This is a genomic window from Micromonospora sp. NPDC003944 (assembly GCF_053605225.1).
The window spans coordinates 1-12,868 of record NZ_JBSGIV010000004.1; the positions used below are offsets into that span (position 1 = coordinate 1).

Genomic DNA, 12,868 nt, shown 5'->3' on the forward strand with positions numbered 1-12,868 from the left:
CCGCCACCGCGGGCGACGGAGTCTGATCTCGGATCTTGTACCCATCCGTCTGCGGGTCGGCCTCGAATGCCTGATGACAGCAGCAAACGAGTACACGCGGGTGCCGGCCACCGCTGCGTCGATGCCCGGAAATGATCTGACACCTGAGCCCTCATCGGGGCTGTTCGACGTAACAGTTTGGCATCGCGGATGCAGATTGATCGGTTTTCGCCGCCGTTTGCCTACGAATCGAATGTCAAGCGGCGGTTGAGGCACGATCCGATACCAACCGTCCACTCAACGGTTTCCGGGTGGACGCATCGGGAGCTATGGTCACCGCCATCGGTGACCCCTGTCACCACGTTGTCCGTACCCCCAAGGACGAGGTGAAGCACACATGCGTGCACCCAGGCCGAAGGTCGCGATCGCGGCCATCGCGGTCGCGGCCCTCGCGGTAGCAGGCTGCGCCGAGAGCAACCGCGGCGACAAATCCGGTGGTAGCAAGAAGGACACCCTCGTCTTCGGCGTCGCCGGAGACCCGAAGGTGCTCGACCCCAGCTTCGCCAGCGACGGTGAGTCGCTGCGTGTGGCGCGTCAGGTCTTCGAGACCCTGGTCCGGCCGGAGGAGGGTGGCACGAAGGTCACCCCCGGTCTGGCCGAGTCCTGGACGCCGGACGCCGCCGGCACCACCTGGACCTTCAAGCTCCGTTCGGGCGTGAAGTTCCACGACGGCACCGACTTCAACGCCGAGGCCGTCTGCGTCAACTTCAACCGCTGGTACAACGCCAAGGGCCTCATGCAGAGCCCGGACGTGACCGCGTACTGGCAGGACGTCATGGGCGGCTTCGCCAAGAACGAGAACGCCGACCTCCCGCCGAGCCTCTTCAAGTCCTGCACGGCCAAGGACGCCACCACTGTGGACCTCGCCTTCACGCGGGTCTCCAGCAAGATCCCGGCCGCGCTGATGCTCCCCTCGTTCTCCATCCACAGCCCGAAGGCGCTGCAGGAGTTCGACGCCAGCAACGTGGGCGGCACCGCCGAGGACATCAAGTACCCGGCGTACGCGACGGCGCACCCGACCGGCACCGGCCCGTTCAAGTTCAAGACCTGGGACGTCGCCAACAAGACGCTGACCCTGGAGCGCAACGAGGACTACGCGGGCCCCAAGGCCAAGCTGAAGAGCCTCATCTTCAAGACGATCTCGGACGAGAACGCCCGCAAGCAGGCGCTGCGCTCCGGTGACATCCAGGGCTACGACCTGGTCGGCCCGGCGGACGTCGAGCCGCTGAAGTCCGAGGGCTTCAACATGCTCACCCGGCCGGCGTTCAACGTGCTCTACCTGGCGATCAACCAGAAGGGCAACCCGAAGCTCGCCGACATCCGCGTCCGGCAGGCCATCGCGTACGCCCTGAACCGTCAGCAGCTGGTCACCTCCAAGCTGCCGCCGGGCGCCAAGGTCGCCGACAACTTCATGCCGGACACCGTCGAGGGTTGGAACGGTGAGGTCACGAAGTACACCTACGACCCGGCCAAGGCGAAGGCCCTGCTGGCCGAGGCCGGCGCGTCGAACCTGACGCTCAAGTTCCACTACCCGACCGAGGTCACCCGGCCGTACATGCCGAACCCGAAGGACATCTTCGAGCTGCTGTCGGCCGACCTGAAGGCTGTCGGCATCACCGTCGAGGCGATCCCGCTCAAGTGGAGCCCGGACTACCTGAACGCCACCACCTCGGGTAGCAAGCACGACATCCACTTCCTGGGCTGGACCGGTGACTACGGCGACGCCTACAACTTCATCGGTACCTTCTTCGACCGGCCGAAGGACGAGTGGGGCTTCAACAACAAGGCCCTGTTCGACCAGTTCAAGGACGCGGACGGCACCGCCGACATCGCGGCCCGGACCGAGAAGTACAAGGCCCTGAACAAGTCCATCATGGACTTCCTGCCCGGTGTGCCGATCTCGCACTCGCCGCCGGCGATCGTGTTCGGCAAGGACGTGACCGGCGTCAAGGCGAGCCCGCTCACCGACGAGCGGTACGCCACCGCCGAGTTCAAGTAAGTCCTGATCTGACGCAGCAAGGAACGCGGGCGGGCGCTGTCACACAGCGTCCGCCCGCAACCCTCCGCACCCCTTCGAGGCCGCCGTGTTCCGGTTCATCGTCAGGCGCCTGCTTCAGCTGATACCCACGCTGTTCGGGCTCTCCCTCCTGCTCTTCATCTGGCTCCGCCGGCTCCCCGGCGGCCCCGAGACCGCAATCCTCGGCGAGCGCGGTACGCCCGAGATGCGTGCTGCCATCCGCCGCAACATGGGGCTCGACGAGCCCATCCTGGTGCAGTACGGCCGCTTCGTCCGCCGGCTGATCCGGCTCGACCTGGGCACCTCGACTTCCACCAAGCGGGCGGTCACCACGGAGTTCATCGAGCGCTTCCCCGGCACCGTCGAGCTGACCATCACCGCCATGGTGATCGCGATCGGCGTCGGCATTCCGCTTGGCTACCTGGCTGCCCGTCGTCGCGGTCGCTTCCTGGACCACGCGTCCGTGGGCGGCTCGCTGATCGGCATCTGCATCCCGGTCTTCTTCCTGGGCTACGTGCTCAAAGCGATCTTCTCGGAGAACCTGCACTGGTTCCCCTCCAGCGGCCGGCAGGACCCGACGCTCGGGGCGACCCGGGTCACCAACTTCTTCGTCCTGGACGGGTTGATGACCCGTGAGTGGGACGCCGCAGCCGACGCCCTCTGGCATCTGGTGCTGCCGAGCATCGCGCTGGCAAGCATCCCGCTGGCGATCATCGTCCGGATCACCCGGGCGAGTGTGCTCGAGGTGCTGAACGAGGACTTCGTCCGCACCGCCGAGGCGAAGGGCCTGACCGAGCAGACGGTTCGTCGCCGGCACGTCCTGCGCAACGCCATGCTGCCGGTGGCCACCTCGATCGGTCTGCTCGCGGGCGGCCTGCTCTCCGGCGCGGTGCTTACCGAGACCGTCTTCGCCTTCAGCGGCATCGGAGCGTTCGTCGCCGAGGCCATCGGCCAACGCGACTATCCGGTGCTGATGGGCTTCATCCTGATCATCGCGGTGGTGTACGTGCTGGTGAACCTCCTGGTCGATCTCTCCTACAGCTTCATCGACCCGAGGGTGAGGGTGCGATGACACTCAGCCCAGGCAAGAAGCGCGAGAAGATCGACCGGCTCTCCGAGCTGGCCGCCCGGGACGACGAGCGGGGCGTCAGCCTCTGGCAGGAGGCGTTCCGCCGGTTGCGCGGAAACCCGGCCGCGATCGTCGGCGCGGTCATCCTGGCGATCTTCCTGCTGGTCGCGGTGCTCGGTCCGTTCCTCGTGCCGTACGCGCCGACGGACACGATCGGCATCCGGGAAGGGCTGATCAAGCCAGGGGTCATCCCCGGCCCCGACGGCGACCACTGGTTCGGTTACGACCACCAGGGCCGCGACGAGTTCAGCCGGATGATCGTGGGTGCCCGCCAGACCCTGCTGGTCGGCGTGGTCTCCACCCTGATCGGTCTGGCGATCGGCGCGCTGATCGGTGGCGTCTCCGGGGCCGCGGCGGGTCTCGGTGGACGGTGGGGGCGGTGGGTCGACACGACCCTGATGCGCTTCATCGACATGCTGCTCGCGATGCCGAGCCTGCTCCTGGCAGTGAGCATCGCCGCCCTGCTCGGGGCCAGCCTGACCACCGTGATGATCGCGGTCGGTGTGGTCTCGGTGCCGGTCTTCGCCCGGCTGCTGCGCGGCTCGATGATCTCCCAGGCCAACAGCGACTACGTGTTGGCGGCGACCTCGCTCGGCGTCAAGAAGTCGAAGATTGCACTGACCCACGTGGTGCCCAACTCGCTCGCCCCGGTGATCGTGCAGGCCACGCTCACCCTGGCCACCGCGATCATCGAGGCGGCGGCGCTCTCCTTCCTCGGCCTCGGCAACCCGGACACGGCCGTACCGGAGTGGGGGGTCATGCTCGCCGACGCGCAGCAGTACCTCGGCATCCGGCCGTCGCTGGCGATCTACCCGGCGGTCGCGATCATCATCACCGCGCTCGGCTTCACCCTGCTGGGTGAGGCGATGCGTGAGGCCCTCGACCCGAAGCTGCGGAAGTAGGCCCGGCATGTGTGAAGCGCGAGGAGTGAGCTTGCGAGCCCCGCAGTCGCGAACGGAAGGCCAGTAATGGCACTGCTCGAAGTTGAAGATCTGTCCGTCACGTTCGCCCGTCGCGGTCAACGGGCCGTGCACGCGGTCGACGGGGTGTCCTTCTCGGTCGACGCCGGTGAGGTGGTCGGCCTGGTCGGCGAGTCCGGCTGCGGCAAGAGCGTCACCTCGCTGGCGATCATGGGTCTGCTGCCCAAGCAGCCTGGCCTGCGGGTCGGCGGCAAGGCCGTCTTCGACGGCACCGACCTGCTCCAGCTCGACGACAGGTCGCGGCGGGACATTCGGGGTCGGGACATCGCGATGATCTTCCAGGACCCGCTGTCGTCGTTGAACCCGGTGATCCCGATCGGGTTGCAGGTGACCGAGGTGCTTGCCCGGCACCGCGGGATGAAGGGCGACGCCGCGGCGAAGGAAGCGGCGATGCTGCTCGACCGGGTCGGCATCCCCGACCCGAAGCGGCGGCTCAAGGAGTACCCGCACCAGCTCTCCGGTGGGATGCGCCAGCGCGCGCTCATCGCCATGGCGGTGGCCTGCCAGCCTCGGCTGCTGATCGCCGACGAACCGACCACCGCGTTGGACGTCACCATCCAGGCCCAGATCCTGGAGTTGCTCAAGGAACTGGTCCGGGACTCCGGCACCGCGCTGCTGATGATCACGCACGATCTGGGTGTGGTGGCCGGCATGTGCGACACCGTCAACGTGCTCTACGGCGGTCGGGTGGTGGAGACGGCCCGCCGCCGTCCGCTGTTCCGCCAGCCGCGGCACCCGTACACCGTGGGTCTGCTCGGGTCGGTGCCGCGCCTGGACGCCGGGCGGGGCGAGAAGCTCAGCCCGATCCCCGGTTCGGTCCGTGATCTGCTGCCCTGGGCGGACGGTTGCGCCTTCGCCCCGCGCTGCGCCCGACGGATCGACGAGTGCGTCGGTGAGCCACCGGAGCTGGTGCACGCCCACGACGGACGGAGCTACCGGTGCGTCAACCCGGAGCCGGTGCCGGGCACGGTGCCCGCCCCGCGCGAGGAGGAAGAAGCGTGAGCGAGAACGACATCCTCGTCGAGGTACGCGACCTGAAGGTGCACTTCCCGATCAAGCGGGGGGTGCTCTTCGACCGGGTGGTCGGCCAGGTGAAGGCCGTCGACGGGGTCGACCTGAGGATCGCGCGGGGCAAGACGTACGGCCTGGTGGGTGAGTCCGGCTGCGGCAAGTCCACGCTGGGTCGGGCACTGCTCCAGCTCACCCCGCCGACCGCAGGTGAGGTCAGCTTCGACGGTGTCGAGCTGACGACCCTGCCGCCCGGCAAGCTGCGCAGCACGCGTCGCCGGATGCAGATGATCTTCCAGGATCCGATGTCCAGCCTCGATCCCCGGCAGAACGTCGAGTCGATCCTGACCGAGGGCCTGCAGACCCACGGGATCGGCACCGACCGCACCGACCGTCGACGGATCATCGGCGAGACCCTGGACGCGGTCGGGCTGCCGCGTTGGGCGCTGTCCCGCTACCCGCACGAGTTCTCCGGTGGGCAGCGGCAGCGCATCGGCATCGCCCGCGCGCTGGTGCTCGGGCCGGAGCTGATCGTCGCGGACGAGCCAGTCTCGGCGCTGGACGTGTCGATCCAGGCCCAGGTGGTCAACCTGCTCGACGAACTCCAGGACAGCCTGGGGCTGACCTATCTGGTGATCGCGCACGACCTCGCGGTGGTCCGGCACATCTCCGACACGGTCGGCGTCATGTACCTGGGCGCGTTGGTCGAGGAGGCACCGAGCGACAGGCTCTACACCGAGCCGCTGCACCCGTACACCCGGGCGCTGATGTCCGCGGTGCCGGTGCCGGACCCGGACGTGGAGGACCGCCGGGAGCGGATCCTGCTCGCCGGCGACCTGCCGTCGCCGGCCAACCCGCCGTCCGGCTGCCGCTTCCACACCCGCTGCCCGTGGGCGCAGCCCACCCGCTGCGCCGATGAGCGACCGGTGCTGCGGGAGATCGGCGCCAGCCGGGTGGCCTGCCACTTCGCCGAGCAGATCGCTAGCGGCGAACTGCGCCCACACGGCGTCAGCGCGCAGGTCGTCCGGCCCGAGGGTGAGGGGGACGCGCCGGGCGTGGTCTCCGCGCCCACCGAGCCCGGTTCGTACGTCTGAGATTGGACGCGGTGCCGGCGGTCGTCAGCCTTCGGGGCGGTTCAGCAGCCCCACCGCGACGCCGTGCACCGCGTCCAGCCCGGCCGCGTCGGCGAGCGTGACCGCCGTGCCGGTCACCACGTACCACTCGTCCGCGTCCTTGTACTGCACCCGCAGGGTGACCTTGCCGTCCGCGTACTCGGTGCGCAGCGTCAGGTCACCCGTGACGACGCCGACCTCGTCGGTCATCACGCCGCCGGGGCCGGGCACGATGTCCGTGGTGCGGCTCTGCGCGCCGGCCGCGCCGCCCGAGTCCGCGACCATGCCGGCACCCGGCACGGCGGCGGAGGTCTCGGCGGTCCCGTCCGCGGTCATGCCTGCGGCGGACGGGCCGCTCTCGTCGGCGGCGGCCTGGCCGCTCTCGTCGGCGGCGGCCTGGCCGCTCTCCTCGGCGGCGGTCACGAGTCGCTCCCCACTCAACAGCCCTCCAACATGTCGGTAAGCGCGGCCTTCTCGGCGGTGGTCACCGTCAGCCGCCAGTAGTGCTTGACCGTCACCCAGTCCTGGGCGTATTTACACCAGTACGATCGGTTTGCCGGCTTCCACTGGGACGGGTCCTGGTCACCCTTTGCCCGGTTGGACGAGGCGGAAACCGCGAAGAGCTGCGGACGGGTGGTGTCGTTGGCGAAATCGCCGCGCTTGGCGTTGTCCCACTCGTCGGCGCCCGAGCGCCACGCGTTGGCCAACGGCACCATGTGGTCGATGTCCACGTCGGAGGGGTCCGAGAAGCTGCGCCCGTCGTACACGCTCTCCCAGCGCCCGCCGACCACGTTGCAGCCGGACAGCTTCACGTCCTTGCCGTCGCGCTGGAGGATGCTGTCCCGGACGTCGCAGTTCTTGCCGGTGTCCCGCCAGTGCGGGAAACGCTCCCGGCTGTAGCCCTTCATCGACCCGGCGGTCGCGACGGTGAGCTGGCTCAGCTGCTCCGCGGCGTTACCGCCGCCGCCGCTAGGCGGTGGTGCGGTCGGCTCATCCGGCGGGACGCAACCGGCCACGCCGAGCGCCAGCGCCGCGGCGAGCGCGAGCACCGCCGCTCGCGGTCCTGATCTGGTACGCACAGACGACACCTCTCCAGCTTGGGGGCTCCCGGCGATTGCGCACAGTACCCGGGAATGGTTTCGGCGTTTCGTGGCGTCTCCCACATGGTGCAAGGCACATTGGTGGGATGACCGCACCCGTACCGGCGACCGCCCTCCGGATGGGCACCACCGCCGGCCGGGGCACGCTGCTCGCCGCCGTGCTCGCCTCTGGCATGGTCTTCCTTGACAGCACCGTCGTCAACGTGGCGCTGCCGAAGCTCGGGCAGGACCTCGGCGCGAACGTGGCAGATCTCCAGTGGACCATCAACGGTTACCTGCTGATGCTTGCGGCGTTCGTGCTGCTCGGCGGCGCGCTCGGGGACCGCTTCGGCCGGCGGCGGGTCTTCCTCATCGGCGTGCTGTGGTTCACTGCCGCCTCGGTGCTGTGCGGGCTGGCCCAGGGCACCGAGTGGCTGATCGGGGCCCGGTTCCTCCAGGGTGCCGGTGGCGCGTTGCTCACCCCCGGTTCGCTCTCGGTGCTCCAGGCGAGCTTCCATCCCGACGACCGGGGGCGCGCGATCGGCGCCTGGGCCGGGCTGTCCGGGGTGTCCACCGCGCTGGGGCCGTTCATCGGGGGTTGGCTGATCGACGCGCTCTCCTGGCGGTGGATCTTCTTCCTCAACCTGCCGATCGCCGTGCTGGTGCTGCTGGCCGCCCTGCGCTGGGTGCCGGAGAGTCGCGACGAGAGCGCCTCCCGGACGCAGGGGAGGGGGCGGACCAGACGGCGGTTCGACGTCGCCGGCGCCCTGCTCGGCGCGCTCGCGCTCGCCGGCGTCACCTACGCCCTCATCGACGCGCCGGCCCGCGGGTTCGACTCCGCCGAGGTGCTGATCGCGGCGGTGGTCGGGGTGCTCTCGGCGGTGGCCTTCGTGCTGCTGGAGCGGCGACGTGGCGACGCCGCGATGCTGCCCACCGGGCTGTTCAGCAGCCGCCTCTTCTCGGTGCTGAACCTCTTCACCGTCGTCGTCTACGCGGCGCTCGGCGGCTTCACCTTCTTCTTCGCCGTCTACCTGCAGAACGTGGTGGAGTGGTCCGCCTTCCGCACCGGCATCGCGCTGCTGCCGATGACCCTGCTGCTGTTGGTCGGGTCCGCGCGTGCCGGCGCGCTGTCGGCGCGGATCGGCCCACGGCTGCCGCTCGCCATCGGTCCGGTGGTCGCCGCAGTCGGTCTGCTGCTGCTGCGCGGCGTCGGGCCGGGCGCGTCGTACTGGCGGGACGTACTGCCCGGGGTGTTGCTCTTCGGCATCGGGCTGACCCTGGTGGTGGCACCGCTGACCGCGTCCGTGCTCGCCGCCGTGGAAGATCGGTTCTCCGGGGTGGCAAGCGGCTTCAACAACGCGGCGTCCCGGGCCGGCGGCCTGCTCGCGGTGGCGGCGCTGCCACTGCTTGTCGGGCTCTCCGGTGGCGGCTACGAGCAGAAGGGCGAGCTGACCGACGCGTTCCGGGGCGCCATGGAGTGGTGCGCCGGGCTACTCGTGGTCGGCGCGCTGCTGGCCCTCGTGCTGGTGCACCGACCGCCCCGGGAAGCCCCGCCGTCCCAACCCTGCCACTCGCTGCCCGCCGCCACACCCCCGAAGTAGGCAGGTACTCCGGGGGTGTGGCGCGCGGTCAGCGGCGGGCGCGGTTGACGGCGCTGGTGACCGCCTTGATCGACGCGGTGACGATGTTGGCGTCGGTGCCCACACCCCAGACCGTCCTGCCGTCCACCTCGCACTCCACGTACGCGGCGGCCTGCGCGTCACCGCCGGAGGAGAGCGCGTGCTCGTGGTAGTCGAGCACCCGCACGCCCACCCCGACCGACTGGAGCGCGTTGACGTACGCGTCGATCGGGCCGTTGCCGACAGCGGTCAGGGACCGCTGCTCGCCGCCCACACCGACCTGCGCGTCGATCTCGACCTTGCCGTCGATGGTGCTGATCGTGTAGCCGGTCAACCGGACCGCCGGGTCGGGCTGGTGGTCGAGCAGGTAGTGGGTCGCGAAGATCTGCCACATGGCGGCCGGGTCGACCTCGCCGCCGTCGTGGTCGGTGACCTGCTGGACCACCCCGGAGAACTCGATCTGGAGCCGGCGCGGCAGGTCCAGTTGGTGCTCGCTCTTCATGATGTACGCGACGCCGCCCTTGCCGGACTGCGAGTTGACCCGGATGACCGCCTCGTAGGTACGGCCCAGGTCCTTCGGGTCGATCGGCAGGTACGGCACCGCCCAGGTGTGCTCGTCCACCGGCACGCCGGCCGCCTTCGCGTCGGCGGCGAGGGCGTCGAAGCCCTTCTTGATGGCGTCCTGGTGGGAGCCGGAGAAGGCGGTGTAGACGAGGTCACCGGCGTACGGGTGGCGCTCGTGCACAGGTAGCTGGTTGCAGTACTCGACCGCGCGCCGGATCTCGTCGATGTTCGAGAAGTCGATCATCGGGTCGATGCCCTGGGAGAAGATGTTGAGGCCCAGGGTCACCAGGTCGACGTTGCCGGTGCGCTCGCCGTTGCCGAACAGGCAGCCCTCGATGCGGTCCGCGCCGGCGAGCAGGCCCAGCTCGGCGGCGGCCACGCCGGTGCCCCGGTCGTTGTGCGGGTGCAGGCTCAGCACCACGCTGTCGCGGCGCGGCAGGTGCCGGTGCATCCACTCGATCGAGTCGGCGTACACGTTGGGGGTGGCCATCTCGACGGTGGCCGGCAGGTTGATGATCAGCGGCCGGTCGGGGGTCGGGTCGATCACGTCGATCACGCGGGAGCAGACCTCCAGCGCGTACTCCAGCTCGGTGCCCGTGTAGGACTCCGGCGAGTACTCGTAGAAGATCTCGGTGTCCGGGGTGTGGATCTCCGCGTACTTCTGGCAGAGCCGCGCCCCGGTGGTGGCGATGTCGGCGATGCCGTCCTTGTCCAGGCCGAAGACCACCCGGCGCTGGAGGGTGGAGGTCGAGTTGTAGAAGTGCACGATGGCCCGCTTCGCGCCGCGCAGCGACTCGAACGTCCGGTCGATCAGGTGCTCCCGGCACTGGGTGAGCACCTGGATGGTGACGTCGTCCGGGATCATGTCCTGTTCGATGAGCTGCCGGACGAAGTCGAAGTCGGTCTGACTGGCCGACGGGAAGCCGACCTCGATCTCCTTGTAGCCCATCTGGACCAGCAGCTGGAACATCCGGCGCTTGCGCTCCGGCGACATCGGGTCGATCAGGGCCTGGTTGCCGTCGCGGAGATCCACCGCGCACCACCGGGGGGCGGCCTCGACGGTGCGGGTGGGCCAGGTGCGGTCCGGCAGGTCGACCCGGAACTGCTCCCCGTACGGCTGGTAGCGCTGGTACGGCATCCGACTTGGTTGCTGCCGGGCGATCGGATCGGTCTCGGCGTCGGTGACAGGTTGAGCCATCTCAGAGTGCTCCCTGGAACATGTGGCGTCAGCAGATCGGAAGGTGTCGGCTAAGTGCCGGGCGACGGTGCGCGGCGGTGCCGAGGAGGATTTCGGATTGCTGGACGGCGCGATGCGACTCCGCGACGAGGTGCCGGCCGGTCAGGCCTCGTCGCGGCGGCTAAGGAGGAGAAGCGCCTGCCACATATCCAGGTCACCCTACGTGATGGAACGAGGGGTGGAAAGGCTGGTCCGGACTATGGGACCGGGGTCATTGTCGACGCTGGGGCCTGGGAACCCAGCCTCGGTGTCCGTTGTGCCCGGGCCACCGCGGGCCTGACCACCATCGCTACCAGCACGAAGATCGCTGCCGTCGGTAACCAACCCCAGCCGCCGGCGGTCACACCGAGCGCGGTCGACCCGGCCGGAGCGATCAGGTACTGCACCTGCTCGCCGAGCCGCAGCGCCCCCAGGTACGCGCCGCGCTGGTCGTCCGGCGGAGGCCCGAGCCGCGCCCGTGGCGGTGTCGGTGACGCGCCCAGCCCGAAGCCGACCCAGGCCGCGACGGTCCTGCTCCGCGCCAGCCGCGGCGAGTAGGCAGGTGCCGGTCAGCCGATCAGGAGGTCGGCCAGCGGTCGGCGGCGACGCAGGCCGGTCTCCTCGGCGACGAGGTCCGCCGGGAGGCTGAGCGGGTCGCCGAGCTGCCCGACGACGAGCACCGCGTACGGCCGCACGTCGCTGGGCAGGTTCAGGTCGGCGGCGAGTCCGGCACGGTCCACGCTGAGCACCTGCCGAACGTGCAACCCGAGCGCGGTGGCCTGGACTGTGAGATGGGCAACCGCCTGGCCCAGGTCGTACGCGATCCCGTCGGTCGACGCGCTGTCGGGCTCGACATGTGCGGCGAGTAGCAGCGCGGCGGCCCGGTGCGCCCAGCGTTGGTCGCGTTCGGGCAGGTTGACCAGGATCCGCTTCCACGTCTCGTCGTCGCGGTACCCGACCGTGAACCGCCAGGGCTGGCGGTTGCCCAGGGAGGGTGCCCAGCGGGCCGCCTCCAACAGGGAGGAGGTGTCGGCCGCGCTCACCTTCCCGGTGGGGTGGAACGCCAGCGGACTCCAGCGGTAGGCGAGCAGCGGAGTGAGATCGGCCATACGTCGGATCGTCCTGTATGGGTGATTCGCCCCTCAGTGCGGGGTGCCCGAATGTGGGCAAGAGCACCCGTAACGGGACGAAGATCAGGGCGTTCCCGCGCCCGGGCTCTCCGACGGGTCCGGGGTCGGTGGCGCCGCGGTGTCCAGCGGCTCCCGGTCGACCACCACCGGGCCGGCCAGCTGCACGGTCGCCGGTGCCGGGCCGGGTACGGCAGCCAGTCTCAGCGTCCCGGCTCCGGTCCGGACGCCGGTCGGTGTGCCGTCCCGGTCGTAGCAGTAGATGCCCACATCCAGCGGGGCGTTGAGCGACGCCGAGGTGGAGTCCACCGAGTAGCAGGCGCCGGTGAGCCCCTCGGGGGCGTCGGCCGGGGCGACCGCCAGCGGCGCACGTCGGTCGGTGAGCACGTCCAGCCAGTCGGTGAGCGGGTGCTGAACCCGGGGGTCCAGCCGACGCGGGATCGCGTCGTCGCGCTCCCCCAGGCGTACGCAGCTCGCCGGCTCGGCGTGACCGGCCGAGGGCAGGGCGCACTGGAACAACCCGTCGGCAGTGGTGGCCATCGAGACGTCTGCCGTGCCACCCAACGCGCCCCCCGGCACGTCGACCCGCCAGCTGCCGTCGTTCGCGCTCGTGAACACGATGGTGCGATCGAGCTGGCCCGGTTGGCTGTACACGTACTGGGCCGTCAGGTGCCGATCCTGTGCCGCCGCGGCGAGCGCGGCGAGCTCGTCGCGCGCGGCGTCCACCTCGACCGGCCCCGGATCGGCGGGTGGTGGGGTCGGCGGCTGTTCACTTGTGCAGGCGACCAGGAGCGTCGGCAGGGCGAGGACGAGCGGCCCGAGCACGCGGCCGGCCGAGCGGTTGAGGACGGGCACCGGCCCATTCTGGGGGGTACGGGCGGTTGGTGGGTGCCGACGCGTTGCGGGCCCCTCCCGGCGTGTCGGGCGGGACCGTCCCCGCGTACCTGCCCGACCTCGGGGGACCGGCCCGGCCGGCAC

General features: G+C 70.0%; 11 protein-coding genes. 6 read left to right on the top strand and 5 right to left on the bottom strand.

Annotation, left to right across the window (positions count from 1 at the left end; translation table 11 throughout):
* Positions 1–376: 376 nt before the first annotated feature.
* From ACWER9_RS02955 to ACWER9_RS02975, 5 genes are all read left to right on the top strand, one after another.
* The gene (locus tag ACWER9_RS02955; RefSeq protein WP_452300188.1) at positions 377–2,038 is read left to right on the top strand and encodes an ABC transporter substrate-binding protein; all 1,662 of its coding nucleotides are present in this window, start codon (positions 377–379) and stop codon (positions 2,036–2,038) included.
* A gap of 85 nt (positions 2,039–2,123) precedes the next feature.
* Positions 2,124–3,128, top strand: a complete 1,005-nt coding sequence (locus tag ACWER9_RS02960; protein WP_278136495.1) for an ABC transporter permease — start codon at positions 2,124–2,126, stop codon at positions 3,126–3,128.
* On the top strand, positions 3,125–4,087 hold the full coding sequence (locus tag ACWER9_RS02965; protein ID WP_452300189.1) for an ABC transporter permease: 963 nt from the start codon (positions 3,125–3,127) through the stop codon (positions 4,085–4,087). Before ACWER9_RS02960 ends, ACWER9_RS02965 begins: the two co-directional genes overlap by 4 nt.
* A 66-nt stretch (positions 4,088–4,153) precedes the next feature.
* Positions 4,154–5,167, top strand: coding sequence for an ABC transporter ATP-binding protein (locus ACWER9_RS02970; RefSeq protein ID WP_452300190.1), 1,014 nt, complete (start codon positions 4,154–4,156; stop codon positions 5,165–5,167).
* Complete coding sequence (locus tag ACWER9_RS02975) at positions 5,164–6,267, top strand: ABC transporter ATP-binding protein (RefSeq protein WP_452300191.1); 1,104 nt, start codon at positions 5,164–5,166, stop codon at positions 6,265–6,267. Before ACWER9_RS02970 ends, ACWER9_RS02975 begins: the two co-directional genes overlap by 4 nt.
* Before the next feature lie 24 nt (positions 6,268–6,291).
* Here ACWER9_RS02975 and ACWER9_RS02980 read toward each other — a convergent pair whose 3' ends face one another.
* Positions 6,292–6,708, bottom strand: coding sequence for a hypothetical protein (locus ACWER9_RS02980; protein ID WP_452300192.1), 417 nt, complete (start codon positions 6,706–6,708; stop codon positions 6,292–6,294).
* Between the two features lie 14 nt (positions 6,709–6,722).
* Entirely contained in the window at positions 6,723–7,364 is a 642-nt protein-coding gene (locus ACWER9_RS02985) for an HNH endonuclease family protein (protein ID WP_452300193.1), read from the bottom strand.
* Between the two features lie 107 nt (positions 7,365–7,471).
* Here ACWER9_RS02985 and ACWER9_RS02990 point away from each other — a divergent pair, with 107 nt between their 5' ends.
* Entirely contained in the window at positions 7,472–8,965 is a 1,494-nt protein-coding gene (locus ACWER9_RS02990; protein ID WP_452300194.1) for an MFS transporter, read from the top strand.
* Between the two features lie 28 nt (positions 8,966–8,993).
* Here ACWER9_RS02990 and leuA read toward each other — a convergent pair whose 3' ends face one another.
* From leuA to ACWER9_RS03005, 3 genes are all read right to left on the bottom strand, one after another.
* On the bottom strand, positions 8,994–10,745 hold the full coding sequence (leuA, locus tag ACWER9_RS02995; protein WP_452300195.1) for a 2-isopropylmalate synthase: 1,752 nt from the start codon (positions 10,743–10,745) through the stop codon (positions 8,994–8,996).
* Between the two features lie 587 nt (positions 10,746–11,332).
* Entirely contained in the window at positions 11,333–11,872 is a 540-nt protein-coding gene (locus ACWER9_RS03000) for a nitroreductase family protein (RefSeq protein WP_452300196.1), read from the bottom strand.
* An 84-nt stretch (positions 11,873–11,956) separates the two neighbouring features.
* Complete coding sequence (locus tag ACWER9_RS03005; RefSeq protein WP_452300197.1) at positions 11,957–12,745, bottom strand: hypothetical protein; 789 nt, start codon at positions 12,743–12,745, stop codon at positions 11,957–11,959.
* Between the last annotated feature and the right edge of the window lie 123 nt (positions 12,746–12,868).

What these genes read in the sequence shown, in the direction of transcription:
- ACWER9_RS02955 (WP_452300188.1), top strand. Translation starts at nt 377, where the DNA reads ATGCGTGCACCCAGGCCGAAGGTCGCGATCGCGGCCATCGCGGTCGCG.
- ACWER9_RS02965 (WP_452300189.1), top strand. Translation starts at nt 3,125, where the DNA reads ATGACACTCAGCCCAGGCAAGAAGCGCGAGAAGATCGACCGGCTCTCC.
- ACWER9_RS02970 (WP_452300190.1), top strand. Translation starts at nt 4,154, where the DNA reads ATGGCACTGCTCGAAGTTGAAGATCTGTCCGTCACGTTCGCCCGTCGC.
- ACWER9_RS02990 (WP_452300194.1), top strand. Translation starts at nt 7,472, where the DNA reads ATGACCGCACCCGTACCGGCGACCGCCCTCCGGATGGGCACCACCGCC.
- leuA (WP_452300195.1), bottom strand. Translation starts at nt 10,745, where the DNA reads ATGGCTCAACCTGTCACCGACGCCGAGACCGATCCGATCGCCCGGCAG.
- ACWER9_RS03000 (WP_452300196.1), bottom strand. Translation starts at nt 11,872, where the DNA reads ATGGCCGATCTCACTCCGCTGCTCGCCTACCGCTGGAGTCCGCTGGCG.